The organism is Micromonospora sp. NPDC049257 (genome assembly GCF_040678915.1).
GTDB classification, from domain to species: domain Bacteria; phylum Actinomycetota; class Actinomycetes; order Mycobacteriales; family Micromonosporaceae; genus Micromonospora; species Micromonospora antibiotica.
This window is the reverse complement of the sequence record NZ_JBFAQU010000003.1, coordinates 134,984-152,606: the sequence shown is the minus strand read 5'-3', so window position 1 is coordinate 152,606 and position 17,623 is coordinate 134,984. Positions and strand designations below refer to the sequence as shown.

Sequence of the window (17,623 nt, the reverse complement as noted above, 5' to 3'; positions counted from 1 at the left end):
TCGTCACCGGCCGGGGGGTGCTGCCGCGGTGGTCGACGGCTCACGAACGCACCAGGCCCGGTGCCGGCGAGGGTTCGGCGGCGAGCACCGCACGGTACGCCGGCACCGTGGCCAGCAGTTCGGAGTGCCGGCCGACGGCGGTGATCCGCCCCCCGTCGAGCAGCGCCACCCGGTCGGCCAGCGCGACGGTCGACGGCCGGTGCACCACCAGCAGCGCGGTGGTGTCCCGCAGCACCCGGCGCAACGCCGCCTCGACCAGCGCCTCGGTCTGCACGTCCAGGGCGGAGAGCGGGTCGTCGAGGACCAGCAGCGCCGGCCGGCCGAGCACCGCGCGGGCCAGTGCCAACCGTTGCCGCTGCCCGCCGGAGAGCGACAGGCCCTGCTCGCCCACCCGGGTCGCCAACCCCCACGGCAGGTCGTACGCGAAGTCGGCCTGGGCCAGCGCCAACGCGGCCCGGACCTCGTCGCCGGTCGCGTCCGGGCAGCCCAGGGTGAGGTTCTCCCAGACCGACATGGAGAACAGGGTCGGCTCCTCGAAGGCCACCCCGACCAGCCGGCGCAGCGCGTCCAGGCGTACCCCCCGCAGGTCGTGTCCGTCCAGGGTGATCCGGCCGGCGGTCACGTCGTAGAGCCGGGGGACCAGGGAGAGCAGGGTGCTCTTGCCGCAGCCGGTCGCCCCGACCAGGGCCAGCGTCTCGCCCGGCTCGACGGTCAGCTCGATCTCCCGCAGCACCGGTTCGGCGCTGCCCGGGTAGCGGAACGACACCCCCTCGAAGCGGAGCCGGCCGCGCACCGCCGACCGGGTCAGTGCGACCGCGTCCGGGGCGTCCACGATCGACGGCGGGGTGTCCAGCACCTCCTGGATGCGGTCCGCCGCGGTCGCCGCCTCCTGCCCGTTGGCGATGATCCAACCGAGCGACTGCACCGGCCAGATCAGCATGAGCTGGAGGCTGACGAACGCGACCAGTTCCCCGATGGTCAACGTGCCCCGGGCGACAAGCGTCGCGCCGCCGACCAGGGTCGCCCCCAGGGTCAGGTTGGGCACCAGGTCGAACAGGGCCGACGCGCGGGCCAGCAGGGCGCCCTTGCCGACGCCGGTGTCGTGCAGCGCGCGGGCCCGCCCGGCGAACCGGTCGGCCAGCTCCGGCCCCCGCCCGTACGCCTTCATGGTGCGCAGCCCCTGCGCGGTCTCCTCGACCAGGGTGGCCACGTCGCCCTGCTGGTCCTGCATCCGCCGCGACGCCGTGTGGTAGTGCCGGCCGAACCGGCGGCTGATCAGGAACAGCGGCACCGCGCTGGCGGCCACCAGCAGCCCCAGCGGCCCGTGCAGCCGGAGCAGAAGGGCCACCACGGCGACGTAGGTGACCACGTTGAGCACCAGGAACAGCAGGCCGAAGGAGAGGAACCGGCGCAGCACCGACAGGTCGCTGATCGCCCGGGAGAGCAGCTGCCCGGACTGCCAGCGGTCGTGGAAGCCGGCCGGCAGGCGTTGCAGGTGGGCGTAGAGGTCGGCGCGGATGGTCGCCTCCATGCCGACCGAGGAGGACGACTGGCTCCACCGCCGGATGAAGATCAGCACCGCCTCGACCAGCCCGAGCAGCAGGGCCAGCCCGCCGAGGCGGAGCAGCCCCGCCGGGTCGTGCCGGGCGATCGGCCCGTCCACCACCCGCTGCGCCACCAGGGGTACGGCGAGACCCGCCCCCGTCGCGGCCAGCGCGGCCAGCAGCAACAGCACGTACGCGGCGGCGTACGGGCGCAGGTAGCGGCGCAGCCGCCAGAGGTTGCGCAGCGGAGGGACCCGGCCGTCCGCCCTCGGGATGGCCGGGTCGCCGTCGCGCTGCGCAGGCACTACCCGACGGTAGCGTCGATCCGCGTCGATGCCGCTGTCAGGTTGCCGTCAGCCGGCGCTCGTGCCCGAGCAACCACTTCTTCACCGGCAGCCCGTACCGGTAGCCGCCGAGGGTCCCGTCGGTGCGCAGCACCCGGTGACAGGGGACGAAGAGGGCGGCGGCGTTACGGGCACAGGCGGCGGCGGCCGCCCGGACCGCGGCGGGCCGGCCGGCCAGCGCGGCGTACCCGGTGTAGGTGATCGGCTCACCGGGCTTGACGTCGCGCAGCACGGTCCACGCATGGGTCTGGAACGCGCCGCCGCTCTGCTGCCGTACCGGCACCCCGTCGATCGCGGTCAGGTCCCCGTCGAGGTAGGCGCGGACGGCGGCGGTCACCGGCCCGAGGTCGGCGTACGGCTCCAGTGGGCCACGCAGGCTCGGGTGCACCAACGGCAGCAGGCTCTGCGGGTCGGCGGTGAACCCGGCGGCCCGGATCGCGCCGTCCGGGTCGACCAGCACGCTGAGCGGGCCGGCCGGGGTGTCCATGGTGGTGGTGCCGATGGTGGTCATGCCGCTCTCCAGAGTCTGATCGCCGCGTACGACCGCCAGGGCCGCCAACGGTCGGCGTACGCGTCCAGGGTGGTGGGGGTGTGGGGCAGGCCGAGGGCGGCGGCGCCCCGGCGTATCGCGAGGTCGGTGGGGAGCAGCACGTCGGGGTCGCCGAGAGCCCGCATGGCCAGGTAACCGGCCGTCCACGGGCCGATCCCGGGCAGCGCGGTCAACCGTCGTACCGTCTCGGCCCGGTCCCCGCCCGGTTCCAGGTCGATCTCCCCGGCGGCGATCGCCCGGGCGAGCGCCCGGATCGTCTCCCGTCGGGCGACCGGCATCCCGAACGCCGCATCCGGCAACCCCAGCACCTCCTCCGCCCCCGGAACCCCCCACACCCCCCACCCCCCACTGCCCGCCCCGCCCGCCCCGCCGCCCCCGCCCGCCCCGCCGCCCCCGCCCGCCCCGCCGGGGTGATCAAGAGGTTTGCGTCGCGGGGAAGCGCTCTCCGTGACGCAAACCTCTTGATCACCGGGGCCAGGGCCGGGGGTGGGGCTGGGGGCTGGGCCGGGGGTGGGGGTGGGGTGGGTCAGGAGGCGGGTGAGGGTGGTGCGGGCGGCGGGGAGGGAGACTTGCTGGCCGACGATGGCGCGCAGGGCCAACTCGAAGCCGTCCACCGACCGGGGCACACGGACCCCGGGTTCGGCGGCGACGACCCCGGCGAGGACCGGGTCGGCGGCCAGTGTCTGGTCGATCGCCTCCGGGTCGGCGTCCAGGTCGAACAGACGCCGGCACCGGGCCACCGCCGGGGCCAGGTCCCGCAGGTCGGCCAGCCGCAGCGTCGCCACGACGTGTCCGCTCGTCGGCGTCAACGCGACCTCCGCCGGGCCGTGCGGCAACCGCAACCCCCTGCGGTACGTCCCGTCGCGCACCTCCTCCAGGCCGGGCAGCACCCGGGCGGCGAGGTACTCCAGCAGGGCAGCGGCGTGCAGCGGCGGCCGGTACGCCAACCGGAGCGTGATCGTGCCCGCCCCGCCCGGTGCCGGTCGGCTGCCCCGCCCGGTACGCAGTTGCGACGGCACCGTCCCGTACACCTCGCGGACGGTGTCGTTGAACTGCCGCACACTGCCGAAGCCGGCCGCGAACGCCACCTCCGCCAGGCCCAGTCCGGTGGTCTCGATCAGCGTCCGTGCGGTCTGTGCCCGTTGCGCCCGGGCCAGCGCCAACGGGCCGGCACCCAACTCCGCCCGGAGCATCCGGTGCAGGTGCCGCTCGGTGTAGCCCAGCCGGGCGGCCAGCCCCGGCACGCCGTCCCGGTCGACCACCCCGTCGGCGATCAGCCGCATGGCCCGACCCACCACGTCGGCGCGGACGTCCCACTGCGGGGAACCGGGCGCGGCGTCCGGCCGGCACCGGCGGCAGGCCCGTAGCCCGGCCCCCTGCGCGGCGGCGGCCGACGGGAAGAACCGGACGTTGCGCCGCTTCGGCGTCATCGCCGGACACGACGGCCGGCAGTAGATCCCGGTCGACGTGACGCCGGTGTAGAACCAGCCGTCGAACCGCTGGTCACGGCTGTCCACGGCCCGATAGCACCGTTCAAAGTCCAACTCCACGCCACCGATCATGCCCGCAGCTCAGCAGCGGTGGCTCGCGGGAATCGGACCTGAGCATGCCCGGTCCGAGGGCGGCCACCGTCCGCGCCGCCCGGCGCGAGGGCGGGCGACCCCGCCGGCCGACAGCAGTAAGTCGACGGCCGGCAGGGTCGCCGTGCGTCAGTTCCCCGTCGTCGGGGCGGCCGGCCGGCCGCCCCGCGGGCCCTCGTCGACGGGCGGTGCGGTGCGGGCGGGGACCGGTGCGGCGGGGACCCGGCCGGTCCGGGGCTGGTCGACGGGTGGTGCGGTGCGGGCCGGTGCGGGCATCCCGGGTGCCGCCGGTGCGGCGGTGCGGGCCGGGACGGGTGCGCCCGGTTCGGCGGTCCGGCCGGTCAGCGGTGGCCGGTCTACGGGTGGTGCGGTCCGGGCCGGGGCGGGGACCGGCGCGGCCGGCCCCCTGCTCGGCGTCGAGGCCGGTACGGCGGGCGGGGCGTCCCCGCGACCGCTGGCGGCCATCGCGAGCGGGGCGGCGATCAGCACGGCGGCGACGGCACCCACGGCGCTCATCGTCACGGTGGCGCGGCGTCGGGTACGGGCCCGGTGTTCCGCGCGGGTCAACTGGTCGTGCACTGTCGGTGCCTCCTCGGCAAGGTCGGTGAGGGTGGCGCGGATGAGGTCCTCGATGGGCGTGGTCACCGCCGTACCTCCAGCAGTTCGATGTCCGGCAGGAGTTGCCGCAACCGGGCCACGGCCCGGTGGGTGCGGCTGCGCACGGTGCCGACCGAGCAGCCGAGCGCGGCGGCCACCTGGGTCTCGGTCAGGTCCTCGTAGTAGCGCAGGACCACGACCGTGCGCTGGGCCGCCGGCAGCGCGCGCAGCGCGGCCCGCATCGCCAGGCGTACGTCGGTGCCGCCGAACGGGTCGGGACCGGCCCGTTCGGCGGCACCGGTGAGCAACGTCTCCCGGTACCGGCGCAGTCGCCGCCACCAGCTGACCTGCTCCCGGTACATGACCGCGCGCAGGTAACCCTCCGGGTCGGCGTGACGCAGGTCGCGCCACTTCGGAATGGTCCTGGCCAGCGCCGACTGGAACAGGTCCTCGGCGGCGTGCCGGTCCCCGGTGAGCAGGTACGCGACCCGCATCAGGGCCGGCGTCCGGCTGGCCACGAACTCGGCCAGCCGGGCCCGGTCGTCCTCGTCCACCCGCCCTCCCCGATGTTGGCTGTCACCGATACAGACGCCCCAGCCCGGCGCAGCTATCCCGGGATCCGCGGGGAGTTTCCCGCGGCAAAGTGTCGGTAGTGGTCGGTAGCGTCCCGGCACCAACTCCAGAAGGGTGCGGCGATGGCGAGCGTGACCGGGCGGGGCGACCCTCGGTCAGGGCGGGCGCGGCTGGACGAGGCCGCCGCGCAGGGCCTCTACGACCGGATGCGGGTGGTCGCGCCGGCCGCCTTCGGTGCGATCGAGCGGGACCGGGCCGACGACCCGGCGCGGCCGTTCGCCGACACCGCGTGCGGTCGGCTGGCCGGGTCCCTCGACGCAGCCGGTCTGCGGGCGCTGGGCATGTGGGCGCACCACTGGTGCATGCGGTTCTACGACGACGACACCCGGGTCGGCCGGCGGCTGGTCCGGGAGATCGCCGGCCGGCGGGGGCTGGGCTGGACGGCCGACGAGGTCCACTGGATGCTCGGTGAGTCCGAGCGGGCCGGCCCGACCGCGCCGGACCGGTTCACCCTGCCGCTCGCGGCGGCGGGTGAGTTGCCCGGGGTGACCGACGGCGGGGTGGGCTGGCGTCTCGCCGGGTGACCCGGGCCGGTGACCGCAGCGGCGGCGCGACCCGCCGGGTGGCGGTTGCCGGGGGTTGGGGTGGGCGGGGCCGGCGGTGGCGCAGGATGGGGGCGGGAGTCAGCCAGCGAGAGGACCAGGATGCCCGCCGTTCAACCGACGATCGTCGCCACCAGCATGGGTTTCACCAGCCGGGGTCGGGGGCCCCTGGATGCCGCCCCCGGGCCGGTCTTCGACCTGATGGCCGAGTTGGCGCAGGTCGACGAGCCGAGGATCTGCTATCTCAACCAGGCCGTCGGCGACCAGCCCACCTCGTTGACGATCTTCCACGGCGCATTCGCCGGTACCCGTTACCGCCCGTCGCACCTGGCGCTGTTTCCGATGCCCAACGTCGAGGACGTCCGGGCCCACCTGCTCGGCCAGGACATCATCTGGGTCGGTGGCGGCAGCGTGGCCAACCTGTGCGCGGTGTGGCGGGTGCACGGCCTGCCGGAGATCCTGCGCGAGTGCTGGGAGGCCGGGGTGGTGCTCGGTGGGGTCTCCGCGGGCTCGATCTGCTGGCACGTCGGCGGGCCCACCGACAGCTTCGGGCGGCAGTTGCGCGCCTACACCGACGGCCTGGGCTGGTTGCGGTACGGCAACGGGGTGCACTACGACAGTGAGGCGCAGCGCCGGCCGCTGCTGCACCGGTTGGTCGCCGACGGCACCCTGCCGGCCAGCCACTGCACCGACGACGGGGTGGGGTTGGTCTACCGGGGCACCCGGCTGGCCGAGGCGGTCGCCGACCGGCCCGGCGTGGCCGCGTACGAGGTGGTGCCGGACGGTGCGGGTGGGGTGCGGGAGACCCGGATCGAGCCCCGGCTGCTGACCGCCTGAGCGTCTCCGGCGGGCCTGCCTGCCGGGTACCGGGGGCCGACGGCGTAAGCTGGCCCGTCGTGAGTCTCACCATCGGCATCGTCGGCCTGCCCAACGTCGGCAAGAGCACCCTGTTCAACGCGTTGACCAAGAACGACGTGCTCGCGGCGAACTACCCGTTCGCCACCATCGAGCCCAACGTCGGGGTGGTGGGGCTGCCGGACGGGCGGCTCGACAAGCTCGCGGAGATCTTCTCGTCGCAGAAGGTACTGCCCGCGCCGGTGTCGTTCGTCGACATCGCCGGTCTGGTCCGGGGGGCGTCGAAGGGGCAGGGCCGGGGCAACGCGTTCCTGGCGAACATCCGGGACGCCTCGGCCATCTGCCAGGTGGTGCGGGCCTTCTCCGACCCGAACGTGGTGCACGTCGACGGCAAGGTCTCGCCGGCCGACGACATCGAGACGATCAACACCGAGCTGATCCTGGCCGACCTGCAGACCCTGGAGAAGGCGCTGCCCCGGCTGGAGAAGGAGGCCAAGCTCCGTAAGGACCGGGCCGCCGCCGTCGCCGCCGCGAAGCAGGCCGTCGAGGTGCTCGACGGCGGCATCACCCTGTACGCCGGGGCCGCCGCCGCCAAGATCGAGCTGGAGCACCTGCGGGAGCTGCACCTGCTCACCACCAAGCCGTTCCTCTACGTCTTCAACGTCGACGAGGCGGAGTTGGCCAACGCCGCCTTCCTCGACGAGTTGCGCGCCCTGGTGGCCCCCGCCGAGGCGGTGTTCATGGACGCCAAGATCGAATCCGAGCTGGTGGATCTGCCCGAGGAGGAGGCCCGCGAGCTGCTGGAGTCCATCGGGCAGTCCGAGCCGGGGCTGAACCAGCTCGTCCGGGTCGGCTTCCGCACGCTCGGGCTCCAGACGTACCTCACGGCGGGGCCGAAGGAGGCGCGGGCCTGGACGGTGCCGGTCGGCGCGACCGCCCCGGAGGCCGCCGGGGTGATCCACAGCGATTTCCAGCGCGGCTTCATCAAGGCCGAGGTGGTCTCCTACGGCGACCTGGTCGCGGCCGGTTCGATGGCGGCGGCGAAGGCCGCCGGCAAGGTCCGGATCGAGGGCAAGGAGTACGTCATGCAGGACGGCGACGTGGTGGAGTTCCGCTTCAACGTCTGATCCCAGCCCGCCCAGCCGCGGACCGCGGGTGCCTCGCCGCCGCCGAGGGGCGCGGGTCAGGGGTGCCCCAGCCGGGGGTCGTCCGCCCACGGTGAGTGCGGGTGGGCCAGTCGGACCGCGTCGCGCAACCACCGGCGCTGCGCCGGGGTCAGCAGGTGTCGGGCGACGTCCAGGTCGTGCTCGTCGCGGGGGCGCGGGTCGGGTGACTTCCACAGCAGTTGGGTGCCGGGCGTCCCGGTCGGTACGGCGCGGACGGACACTACCGCCGATTCCCACGGGAGCGTGATCCGTGGATCGCGTCGGTAGCGCCAGTCCGTCTCGGCACCGTCCTCCAGGTTGATCTGGAGGACGAAGCGGTCCCGGCCGGCGTCGTACACCCAGATGTTGTGCAGCCCGGTGGCGTCGTGCCCGTCCGCCAGCGGGAACAGGTGCCCCCGCCGGGCCGCGAACGGCCGCAGGTCCGCCGGTAGTGCGTGCAGCAGGGCGGGCAGCGCCGGCCGCAGGGTGCTGACGTCGATGTCGCCGTGCGGTCGGCTCGGGCTGCCGTGCCAGTGGTCGATGGCCCATCCCCCGGAGAGCCACCAGCGCGTCGGGCAGCCGGCGAACAACTCGTGCACCTCGGCGACCGAGAGCGCGGACCAGAGGTGCCGTTGAGGGTCGTACCGCACGGACCCAGGCTGACAGCCGGCCCCGCCGGACGCCAGTCGGGAACCGGCGCTCTCGCGGGTCACCGGTCGACCCTGCGACCACGGGACAGCGGGCGGGGTGGTGCTGACCCTACGGTGGTGGTGTGGTGACCTTGCGGCTGGAACCGATGACCGACGAGCAGTACCTCCGCTACCGGGAACGCGCCGAGGAGGACTACGCGCGTAACATCGCCGCCTCCGGGGCGATGCCGTTGCCGGAGGCGCGGGAGAAGGCCCGGCAGGACTTCCAGGGCCTGCTGCCCGACGGCCTGGCCACCGAGGGGCACCGGCTCTGGACGGCGTACGACGACGACGTCGAGGTCGGTCGGCTCTGGCTGCACCTGGAGCAGAAGTCCGACGGCCTGCACGCCTTCGGCTACGACTTCGCGGTACGCGAGGAGCTGCGCCGCCGGGGCTACGGCCGGGCGATCATCGAGGCCGCCGAGCGGCTCTGCCGGGAGTGGGGCGTGGTCGCCATCGGGCTGAGCGTGTTCGGGTTCAACACCGGCGCGCGGGCGCTCTACGAGCAGATGGGCTTCGAGGTGACCGCGATCCGGATGGCCAAGCGGCTGTGACGTGCGGATCCCGGGCCGCCCGAACGAGCGCCCCGGGAGCGGGCGACGGCGTGCCGGCGCCAACACCGGCACCTCGACGATCGACGGCTGGCCCGGCCGGGGTCGGGACGCCCGCCCCGACCCCGCCCCGACCCCGGCCGGTCACCGGGTCAGCGCCGGTAGACCGAGACGTGCGATCTGCTGCCGTCGTCGAAGGGTTGCCGGTGCCAGTCGGCGTACCGGGCGACGAGCCGTAGACCGGCCTGTTCGGCCAGCTCGTCGATCTGTTCCGGCCAGCGGTAGTGCATCGCGAACGGTTCCAGGTGCACCCCGTCGCGGTCGAAGGTGATCGTCTGCCGGATGAAGGTCTGTGCGGCCCGGTCGTACTGGTGCAGCCGGATGGTGGCGGAGTCCTCGGTCACCGCCCGCATCTGTACCTGCTCGTCCCGGTCGAAGTTGGCCGGGTCGGGCACGAACGCCTCGACGACGAACTCGCCACCGGGGGCCAGCACCCGGGCCACGTTGCGGAAGCAGTCCTGCTGCCGCTCCGCGCGCACCAGGTTGAACAGGGTGTTGAACACCAGGTAGACCAGCTGGTATGGACCCGTGACGGGCACGTCGGCCAGGTCGCCGACGGTGACCGGGATGCCGTCTCCGCCGGGCTTGGCGCGCAGCTTCGCCACCATCTCCGGTGACGCCTCGACCCCGTCGACGGGTACGCCCCGGGCGGCGAGCGGCAACGCCACCCGGCCCGTCCCGATGGCGAGTTCCAGCACCCGTCCGCCGTCGGCCCGACCGGCGAGGAAGTCCACCGCCGGTGCCGGGTCGGGGTTGCCGGGGTTGTCGTAGCTGTCGGCCCACATCCTGCCGAAGTGGCCCGGGTCGTCGAAGACCGACATCAGCGGCCCCCTTCCCCGGGCCGGACCGCTCTGTCGTTACCGGCGCTGAGCCGCGCCGGCACTGCCGTGTCGCTGGTGGTCACGAAGCCTCGATTCCCGCTGCTGGAGGATTGTCGGTGCCTGGGTGGACCCCGTCGGGTACGACATGTCGTCAGCTCCTTCCGGTCGGCTTCACGCCCAGCCAAGCAGCGGGCCGGTCAGCGGGGCAACCCGGTTTCCGGCGGGCGGGCCAGGTCCAGCGTCCAGTGCCGGGTACGGATCACCTGCTCGTTGAACTCGACGTCCTCCTCGCCGCGCGGGGTGAATCCGAGTGCCCGGCAGATCCCGTTGGACGGGCCGTTGGTGACGGCCGGGAAGGCGTGCACGGTGTCCCACCGTCGCTCGGCCCGGGCCTGGTCGAGCAGCGCGCGGACGCCCCGCTTGGCCAGGCCCCGGCCCTGGAACTCGGGCAGCACCATCCAGCCGATCTCGGCGGCCGTCCCGTCGTCCGGCGCGGGCCGCCAGAGGGTGACGGTCCCGGCGACGGCGTCGTCCACCACGATCATCTTGATCAGGGCGGTGCCGTCGGCGGCCAACCGGGCGTCCCGGCGGACCTGCCGGGTCACGTGGGCCGGCGGCAGCGGCCCGCCGAGTTCGGCCATCATCACCGGGTCGCAGCGCATCCGCAGGTACGCCTCGACGTCGGTGGCCAGCACGTCACGCAGGAACACGCCGCACCTGCCCCCGCCGGCCACAGTGGAGAGTCGTCCGCATGGGCCGAGTATTCCAGGGACCGCCCGATCCGGGGGTCAGGCGGAGCGGGGTGGGCACCCGTCGGCGGCGCGGCGGGAGGGGCGGGTCGGCGGGCGGGTCGGTGGCCGGCAGCGCGGGGGCGGTCAGGAGATGTAGTGCAGGATCACGTTGTGCACGTGGTGGCTCTTCTGCGCCCCCCGGAACTCCACCTCGTAGGTGTGGGTGCCGACGTGCACCGCGATCGAGCCGGTGGAGAAGAACTCCCCGCCCCACGACTTGTTGCTCACCACGCTCACGCTAGTGATCTTGGAGTACGGGATGCTGGTGATCGCGAACTTCTTCCCCACGAATGACCGGTCCTGGATGATCACCCGCCGGTCGGTCAGGCCGATGAACCCGGTGCCGGTGCCGACGGCGTCGTAGACGGCGATGATCTGTTCCCCGTCGAGCAGTCCACTGCGGATCTGGTTGAACTGCTCCTTGCGGTCGTACGTCGCATTTGCCATGGAATCCACGGTAGGAGGTGCCCGCCAGCGTCGGCGGTTGCCCGCCGGTTGGCCCCGTCGACTAGTCTCCCCATGCCTGGCCAGACGCGGGCGACGGGGGAGGGAAGCGGCGTGACCAGCGAGCATTCCGAGGCGCAACCCACCGACGAGGCCCGGCCGGAGCCCTCGTCGGCACCGGCCGGTGGCGCGGACGCGGCTGCGCCCCGCCGGGCGGGCACCACCGACGTGCCCGACTGGGAGCCGTGGCCGCAGCGGCCGCCCACCCGGGGCCGGCTGAACCGGATGGCCGTCGTCACCCTCGTGTTCGGCCTGCTCGGCGGGGTGCTCGCGCCGGTCACCGCCGTGTTCGCGCTGCGACGGATCAGGCGCGAGGGCGAGCGGGGGAAGGGTCTGGTGACCGCCGGGCTGGTGCTTCTCGGCGGCTGGGTGCTGGCCGGCCTGGTGGCGTGGGGCGTCACGGCGACCGGCACCGACCCGGACACCGGGCTGCGGGGGCTACGGGTGGGGGACTGCTTCCGGGTGCCAACCGGGGCCACCGCCAGCCGTACCGCGCCGGAGCAGGTCACCCGGGTCGGCTGTGACGCGCCCCACAACGCCGAGTACGTCGACGACTTTCCGGCGTACGAACGCTCCGCCGACGAGCGTTACCCCGGCGCGGCGGCGCTCTCCCAGCGGGCGGAGACGCTCTGCCGGCAGCGCCAGCGCAGCTACGTGGTGGACCCGCTGGGGTTGCCCGCCGAGGTGCGGTTGAGCTGGTACCTGCCGACCCGGGTCGACTGGTCCACCGATCCCACCATCACCTGCTATCTGACCTCACCGACCCAGCTGTCCCGTCCGCTGCGGATGGACAGTACGGTGCTCGACCCGGCGCAGCTCGGCTACCTGCTGGCCAGCCGGGACTGGACCGAGGCGCGGGCCGCCCTGGTGGCCAGCGGGTCGACCGCCACCCCGGCGACGTTGCGTGACGCGGTCCGCCGGGCCGAGGGCACCCACACCGACATGTGGTTCCGGTTGCGCCGGGAACCCTGGCCGGAGGCGGTCCGGCCGGCGATGGAACGGCTGCTCACCGAGATGGAGCAGGACGAGCCGGCCTGGCGGGACGCCGACGGCGAGCCCGACCGGGGCAGGCTGCTCCAGATCGTGGCACAGGCGGGGCAGCACCCGGACCCGGCCACCGAGCTCGCCGTACGCCAGGCCCTTCGGTTGCCCACCGCGCAGGGTGAACCGATGCGGTGACCGTGACCGACGGTGTCGAGTTGACCACTCGGTGGGGGTGGGTCGGACGTTCCGGGGAGCTGGTCGGCCGCTGATCGGCCCTAGGCTGAGGCTGGTGGCGACGGTGCGGTGGCGGACGGGGGCCGACGATGACGGGGGTGGCCGTGGGCGTGCTGCCGTCGGACGGGTGCCCGCCGTCGCGGGGCGCTCAGTCCGCCGTCACCGCACGGTACGCGTCCTCGATGCGGGCGGCGAGCAGCACCTCACCGTCGGTGAGTGGCTCGCCGTCGCCGTGGCCGACCCGGATGCGCGTCTCGGTGTCCTGCCGGCTGATGTCCGGTCGCAACCGCAGCGCGTCCGCGACGACCTTGACCCGCTCGGTCAGCTCCGCGTGCTGGGAGTCGTCCATTACCAGGGTGCGGCGGATCTGCTCACCGTCACGGGTCCACCCGTGCAGGAGCGTGAGGGCGTCACTGAGATAGTCGTGCTTGGTTCGGCTGGTGAACAGCGCACGCATCACCGCACCTCCCAGGCGCCGTTGCCGGCTTGTGGCCAAATCGTCGCCGTCCCGTGTCCTCGTGGTGTTAACAGTCTGTCGACCTGACGGCGGTGTGTCCACGCCCACACTTCCGTCTCTTATTGGCCTACCGGTCGAGGACGGTACCCAAACCGACGATTGATCTGGCACGCTGGACGCCCGTGCAGACCGAACGGTGTAGCGGTGACGGGCAGACCGACCGGCGTGAGCCGCGGGTGGTCGTGGGTGCGGCGATCATCTCCGCGGGGCGGGTGCTCGCCTGTGCGCGCACCGCGCCCCCCGAGGTCGCCGGCATGTTCGAGTTTCCCGGCGGCAAGGTCGAGCCGGGCGAGAGCGAGACGGCCGCGCTGATCCGCGAGTGCGCCGAGGAATTGGCCGTCCGGGTGGAGATCGGCGACCGGATCGGCCGGGACGTCCGGATGGCCCACGGCCGGTCGGTGTTGAAGGTGTACGCGGCCCGCCTGTTGCACGGCGACCAGCCGCGCGCGCTGGAACACTCCGCGCTGCGCTGGCTCGCCGCCGGTGAGCTGGACAGCGTCACCTGGCTTCCCGCCGACGCGCCGATCGTCGCCGCCCTCCGCCCGCTGCTGGCCGCCGACTGACGGGTCGGCCACCCGGGTGCGGACGGCGACGGGGGCCGCGGCTTGCGCCGCGACCCCCGTCGTCTGTCGTGCCCGTTGCGGGCCCGCCGGGTGGCGTCAATGCTTGCGGGCCCGCCGGGTGTGTCAGTGCTTGCGGGCCCGCCGGGTGGCGTCAGTGCCTGTCGCCCTCGCCTGCCGGCTTGTCGTCCTGGCTCGGGTGGGCGAAGTTGAGGTGCTCCGGCGGCAGCGGGAAGGTGACGTCGTCACCGAACGGCGACGGGGCCGCCGCCCGGTCGAAGGTCAGCTCCGTCAGCGGGAGCCTGCCCCGGTCGTCGACCGCCGGCATCGTCGGGTGCGGGACCTCGCGGTGCCAGTTCACACCCTGCTGCGCCTGGGCCTCCGCGGCCGGGTCGCCGGAACCGCCGGCGTGCGAGTGGACCCCGGTCTGACGAGCGCCGCTGTGCACCACGGACCCCTTTCCCGCGCTGTTCGCGGTGCTCTGGGGCGTCTCGCCCCGACGGAAGATCTTGCTACCGAGCCATACCAGGGGATCGTACCTGCGGTCGACGACCCGTTCCTTCATGGGGATGATCCCGTTATCGGTGATCTTGATGTGCTCGGGGCAGACCTCCGTGCAGCACTTGGTGATATTGCAGAAGCCGAGCCCCTGCTCCTGCTGCGCGTACTGCTTGCGGTCGGTCTTCGCGTCCAACGGGTGCATGTCCAGCTCGGCGGCCCGGATGAAGAACCGGGGGCCGGAGAAGGCCGGCTTGTTCTCCTCGTGGTCGCGGATCACGTGGCACACGTTCTGGCACAGGAAGCACTCGATGCACTTGCGGAACTCCTGCGAGCGCTCCACGTCGACCTGCTGCATCCGGTACTCGCCCGGGGCCAGGTCGGCCGGCGGGGCGAAGGCCGGCGTCTCCCGCGCCTTTTCGTAGTTGAACGAGACGTCCGTGACCAGGTCCCGGATCACCGGGAAGGTCCGCAGCGGGGTGACCGTGACGGTCTCCGACTCCTCGAACGTCGACATCCGGGTCATGCAGCTCAGCCGGGGCTTGCCGTTGATCTCCATCGAGCAGGAGCCGCACTTGCCCGCCTTGCAGTTCCACCGGCAGGCCAGGTCCGGCGCCTCGGTGGCCTGTAGCCGGTGGATGACGTCGAGGACGACCTCGCCCTCGTTCACCTCGACCGAGTAGTCCTGGAGGTCACCGCCGGTCTCGTCGCCCCGCCAGATGCGGAACTCCCTCTTGCTTCCCATCAGTTCGCCTCCTCGGTGAGGGCGTCGAAGTCGGCCAGCTCCTCGTCGGTCAGATACTTGGCCAGCTCGGTCCGGTCGAAGAGACCGATCAACTCGGCCCGCATCTTCGGCAGCGGCTTGTGCTCCAGCCGGACGGTGTCGCCGTCCAGGGCGCAGACCAGGTTGACCCGACGCCAGCTCGGATCCATGGTCGGGAAGTCCTCGCGGGTGTGCCCGCCGCGCGACTCCTGCCGCTCCAGCGCCGCCTTCGCGGTGCACTCCGAGACGACCAGCATGTTGCGCAGGTCCAACGCCAGGTGCCAGCCCGGGTTGTAGCGCCGGCCGCCGGCCGCGCTCACCTTCGCCACCCGCTCGCGCAGCTCGGTCAGCCTGTGCAGCGCGTCGACCAGCTCGCCCTCCCGGCGGATGATCCCGACCAGATCCCCCATCACCGCCTGGAGGTCCTGCTGCAGGGTGTACGGGTTCTCCCCGGTGTCCCGCTGCAACGGCGCCAGCGCCGCCTCCACGGCGGTCTCCACCGCACCCACCGGCACCTTCGGCCGCGAGGTCAGCTGATCGGTGTACGACGCCGCGTGCCCGCCCGCCCGCTTGCCGAAGACCAGCAGGTCGGACAGGGAGTTGCCGCCCAACCGGTTGGAGCCGTGCATGCCACCGGACACCTCACCAGCGGCGAACAGCCCCTGCACGGTGCCGTACGCGGCCCCGGAGTCCGGGTCCACCTCGACGCCGCCCATCACGTAGTGGCAGGTCGGCCCGACCTCCATCGGCTCGGCCGTGATGTCGACGTCGGCCAGTTCCTTGAACTGGTGGTACATCGACGGCAGCCGGCGACGGATCTCGTCGGCCGAACGCCGGGAGGCGATGTCCAGGTAGACACCGCCGGCCGGCGTACCCCGACCGGCCTTGACCTCGCTGTTGATCGCGCGGGCGACCTCGTCGCGGGGGAGCAGCTCCGGCGGGCGTCGGTTGTTGTCCGGGTCGGTGTACCAGCGGTCCGCCTCCTCCTCGGTCTCCGCGTACTGCTTGCGGAAGACGTCGGGGACGTAGTCGAACATGAACCGCTTGCCGTCGGAGTTCTTCAGCACCCCGCCGTCACCGCGCACCGACTCGGTGACCAGGATGCCCTTCACCGAGGGCGGCCAGACCATGCCGGTCGGGTGGAACTGGAGGAACTCCATGTTGATCAGCGTGGCCCCGGCGCGCAGGGCCAACGCGTGCCCGTCCCCGGTGTACTCCCAGGAGTTCGAGGTGACCTTGTAGGAGCGGCCGACGCCGCCGGTGGCCAGCACCACCGCCGGGGCCTCGAACAGGATGAACTCCCCGGACTCCCGGTAGTAGCCGAACGCCCCGGCCACCCGGTCGCCGTCGAGCAGCAGCTCGGTGATGGTGGTCTCGGAGAACACCTTGATCCGGGCCTCGTAGTCGCCGAGGTCGCGCTTGTCCTCCTGCTGGAGGGAGACGATCTTCTGCTGGAGGGTGCGGATCAGCTCCAGGCCGGTCCGGTCACCGACGTGCGCCAGCCGGGGGTACTCGTGCCCACCGAAGTTGCGCTGGGAGATCTTGCCGTCCTTGGTCCGGTCGAAGAGCGCCCCGTACGTCTCCAGCTCCCAGATCCGCTGCGGCGACTCCTTCGCGTGCAGCTCGGCCATCCGGAAGTTGTTGAGGAACTTGCCGCCGCGCATGGTGTCGCGGAAGTGCACCTGCCAGTTGTCCCGGCTGTTCACGTTCCCCATCGCGGCAGCCGCGCCGCCCTCGGCCATCACGGTGTGCGCCTTACCGAAGAGCGACTTGGAGATGATCGCGGTCTTCTTGCCGGCGAGCCGGGCCTCGATCGCCGCGCGCAGGCCGGCGCCGCCGGCCCCGATCACGACGACGTCGTAGTGGTGTCGTTCGATGCGAGTGGTAGTGGTCATGTCGCCGCGCCCTCTAGTTGATGAACCGCAGGTCGGTGAACCAGCCGGCGGCGATGGCCATCACGTAGAAGTCGGTGAAGGCCAGCGTGCCGAGGGTGATCCAGGCGAGCTGCATGTGCCGGGTGTTCAGCTTGGACACGAACGTCCAGGCCCGGTACCGCACCGGGTGCGCGGAGAAGTGCTTGAGCCGCCCGCCGATGATGTGCCGGCAGGAGTGGCAGGAGATCGTGTACGCCCACAGCATCACCACGTTGACCAGCAGGACGATGTTGCCCAGCCCGAAGCCGAAGCCCTCGGGCGAGTGGAAGGCCAGGACCGCGTCCCAGGTGTTGATCAGCGAGATGATCGCGGCGGCGTAGAAGAAGTAGCGGTGCAGGTTCTGCCCGAGCAGCGGGAACCGGGTCTCCCCGGAGTAGGACTTGTGCCCGTCCGGCACCGCGCAGGCCGGCGGCGACAACCAGAACGACCGGTAGTACGCCTTGCGGTAGTAGTAGCAGGTCAACCGGAACAGCAGCAGGAACGGCAGGGTCAGCGCCGCGTCCGGGATGATCCACCAGCCGGGCAGGAGAGTGCCGAAGTGCGAGGAACCCTCGACACACCGGTCGGTCACACAGGGGGAGTAGAACGGCGTCAGGTAGTGGTACTGGTCCACCCAGTACCACTTGTGCATGAACACCCGGACGGTCGCGTACGCCACCCAGGCGCTGAGCCCGACGACGGTGATCAGGGGGGCGAACCACCAGCGGTCGGTCCGCAACGTCTTCGCCGCGATGGCGGCGCGCGCCCGCGCACCCCGCGGCTTCGTTGCCGTTGATGTCATTCGAGTCGTCTTCCTGACGGGACGGGCCCTCGCGGGCGGGCGGTTCACGTTCCGTGCCGGTCAGTGGACCGGCCGGACCGTGTCCACTGCCGCGTCGTGCGCAAGCAGGCGACCACGCCGGGACATCGGCGCAGCTAAGTGACACA

Annotated in this window: 18 protein-coding genes and 2 pseudogenes; 6 read left to right on the top strand and 14 right to left on the bottom strand. The window is 72.7% G+C overall.

The window, feature by feature from the left end; translation table 11 throughout:
* Positions 1-40 precede the first annotated feature (40 nt).
* The 6 genes and pseudogenes from AB0K25_RS06920 to AB0K25_RS06895 all read right to left on the bottom strand — a co-directional run bounded on the left by AB0K25_RS06920 (position 41) and on the right by AB0K25_RS06895 (position 5,169).
* Positions 41-1,849, bottom strand: a complete 1,809-nt coding sequence (locus AB0K25_RS06920) for an ABC transporter ATP-binding protein (protein WP_363818968.1) — start codon at positions 1,847-1,849, stop codon at positions 41-43.
* Between the two features lie 37 nt (positions 1,850-1,886).
* A complete protein-coding gene (locus AB0K25_RS06915; RefSeq protein ID WP_363818965.1) occupies positions 1,887-2,399 on the bottom strand; it encodes a methylated-DNA--[protein]-cysteine S-methyltransferase in 513 nt (170 codons plus the stop codon).
* Positions 2,396-2,761: pseudogene (locus AB0K25_RS06910) on the bottom strand (DNA-3-methyladenine glycosylase 2 family protein); the annotation flags it as partial. The gene AB0K25_RS06915 and the pseudogene AB0K25_RS06910, both read right to left, overlap by 4 nt.
* Before the next feature lie 204 nt (positions 2,762-2,965).
* Positions 2,966-3,988: pseudogene (locus AB0K25_RS06905) on the bottom strand (DNA-3-methyladenine glycosylase 2 family protein); the annotation flags it as partial.
* A gap of 159 nt (positions 3,989-4,147) precedes the next feature.
* Positions 4,148-4,663: a hypothetical protein gene (locus AB0K25_RS06900; protein WP_219464643.1), complete on the bottom strand. Its 516-nt coding sequence runs from the start codon at positions 4,661-4,663 to the stop codon at positions 4,148-4,150.
* On the bottom strand, positions 4,660-5,169 hold the full coding sequence (locus AB0K25_RS06895; RefSeq protein ID WP_219464642.1) for a SigE family RNA polymerase sigma factor: 510 nt from the start codon (positions 5,167-5,169) through the stop codon (positions 4,660-4,662). Before AB0K25_RS06895 ends, AB0K25_RS06900 begins: the two co-directional genes overlap by 4 nt.
* A gap of 225 nt (positions 5,170-5,394) precedes the next feature.
* Here AB0K25_RS06895 and AB0K25_RS06890 point away from each other — a divergent pair, with 225 nt between their 5' ends.
* From AB0K25_RS06890 to ychF, 3 genes are all read left to right on the top strand, one after another.
* Positions 5,395-5,772, top strand: coding sequence for a hypothetical protein (locus AB0K25_RS06890; protein ID WP_255598642.1), 378 nt, complete (start codon positions 5,395-5,397; stop codon positions 5,770-5,772).
* A gap of 120 nt (positions 5,773-5,892) precedes the next feature.
* Entirely contained in the window at positions 5,893-6,627 is a 735-nt protein-coding gene (locus AB0K25_RS06885) for a peptidase E (protein ID WP_219464640.1), read from the top strand.
* Positions 6,628-6,686: 59 nt separating this feature from the next.
* A complete protein-coding gene (ychF, locus tag AB0K25_RS06880; protein ID WP_219464639.1) occupies positions 6,687-7,772 on the top strand; it encodes a redox-regulated ATPase YchF in 1,086 nt (361 codons plus the stop codon).
* A 56-nt stretch (positions 7,773-7,828) separates the two neighbouring features.
* Here the strand turns inward: ychF and AB0K25_RS06875 are convergent, their stop codons facing one another.
* Positions 7,829-8,440: a hypothetical protein gene (locus AB0K25_RS06875; RefSeq protein WP_363818960.1), complete on the bottom strand. Its 612-nt coding sequence runs from the start codon at positions 8,438-8,440 to the stop codon at positions 7,829-7,831.
* A gap of 122 nt (positions 8,441-8,562) precedes the next feature.
* Here AB0K25_RS06875 and AB0K25_RS06870 point away from each other — a divergent pair, with 122 nt between their 5' ends.
* Positions 8,563-9,033: a GNAT family N-acetyltransferase gene (locus tag AB0K25_RS06870; RefSeq protein WP_219464635.1), complete on the top strand. Its 471-nt coding sequence runs from the start codon at positions 8,563-8,565 to the stop codon at positions 9,031-9,033.
* Between the two features lie 149 nt (positions 9,034-9,182).
* On the opposite strand, the gene AB0K25_RS06865 is transcribed toward AB0K25_RS06870, so the two are convergent.
* The 3 genes from AB0K25_RS06865 to AB0K25_RS06855 form a co-directional block, all read right to left on the bottom strand.
* Positions 9,183-9,911 (bottom strand): class I SAM-dependent methyltransferase, encoded by a 729-nt coding sequence (locus AB0K25_RS06865; RefSeq protein WP_363818957.1) that lies wholly within the window; start codon positions 9,909-9,911, stop codon positions 9,183-9,185.
* A gap of 197 nt (positions 9,912-10,108) precedes the next feature.
* On the bottom strand, positions 10,109-10,621 hold the full coding sequence (locus AB0K25_RS06860; protein WP_363818954.1) for a GNAT family N-acetyltransferase: 513 nt from the start codon (positions 10,619-10,621) through the stop codon (positions 10,109-10,111).
* Positions 10,622-10,786: 165 nt separating this feature from the next.
* Complete coding sequence (locus AB0K25_RS06855) at positions 10,787-11,149, bottom strand: PH domain-containing protein (protein WP_208568026.1); 363 nt, start codon at positions 11,147-11,149, stop codon at positions 10,787-10,789.
* A gap of 111 nt (positions 11,150-11,260) precedes the next feature.
* On the opposite strand from AB0K25_RS06855, the gene AB0K25_RS06850 reads away from it, so the two are divergent.
* Positions 11,261-12,385: a septum formation family protein gene (locus tag AB0K25_RS06850; RefSeq protein WP_363818950.1), complete on the top strand. Its 1,125-nt coding sequence runs from the start codon at positions 11,261-11,263 to the stop codon at positions 12,383-12,385.
* Between the two features lie 187 nt (positions 12,386-12,572).
* On the opposite strand, the gene AB0K25_RS06845 is transcribed toward AB0K25_RS06850, so the two are convergent.
* A complete protein-coding gene (locus AB0K25_RS06845; RefSeq protein WP_357535181.1) occupies positions 12,573-12,881 on the bottom strand; it encodes a 4a-hydroxytetrahydrobiopterin dehydratase in 309 nt (102 codons plus the stop codon).
* Positions 12,882-13,063: 182 nt separating this feature from the next.
* Here AB0K25_RS06845 and AB0K25_RS06840 point away from each other — a divergent pair, with 182 nt between their 5' ends.
* Positions 13,064-13,504, top strand: a complete 441-nt coding sequence (locus tag AB0K25_RS06840; RefSeq protein ID WP_357535179.1) for a (deoxy)nucleoside triphosphate pyrophosphohydrolase — start codon at positions 13,064-13,066, stop codon at positions 13,502-13,504.
* A gap of 151 nt (positions 13,505-13,655) precedes the next feature.
* Here the strand turns inward: AB0K25_RS06840 and AB0K25_RS06835 are convergent, their stop codons facing one another.
* The 3 genes from AB0K25_RS06835 to AB0K25_RS06825 are packed head-to-tail and all read right to left on the bottom strand — an operon-like array spanning position 13,656 to position 17,477.
* Positions 13,656-14,744, bottom strand: a complete 1,089-nt coding sequence (locus AB0K25_RS06835) for a succinate dehydrogenase/fumarate reductase iron-sulfur subunit (RefSeq protein ID WP_208568030.1) — start codon at positions 14,742-14,744, stop codon at positions 13,656-13,658.
* Positions 14,744-16,657, bottom strand: coding sequence for a fumarate reductase/succinate dehydrogenase flavoprotein subunit (locus AB0K25_RS06830; protein ID WP_208568031.1), 1,914 nt, complete (start codon positions 16,655-16,657; stop codon positions 14,744-14,746). Before AB0K25_RS06830 ends, AB0K25_RS06835 begins: the two co-directional genes overlap by 1 nt.
* Positions 16,658-16,670: 13 nt before the next feature.
* Positions 16,671-17,477 carry a hypothetical protein gene (locus tag AB0K25_RS06825; protein WP_204957815.1) on the bottom strand — a complete coding sequence of 269 codons (807 nt, stop codon included), beginning with the start codon at positions 17,475-17,477 and terminating at the stop codon, positions 16,671-16,673.
* Positions 17,478-17,623: the final 146 nt, after the last annotated feature.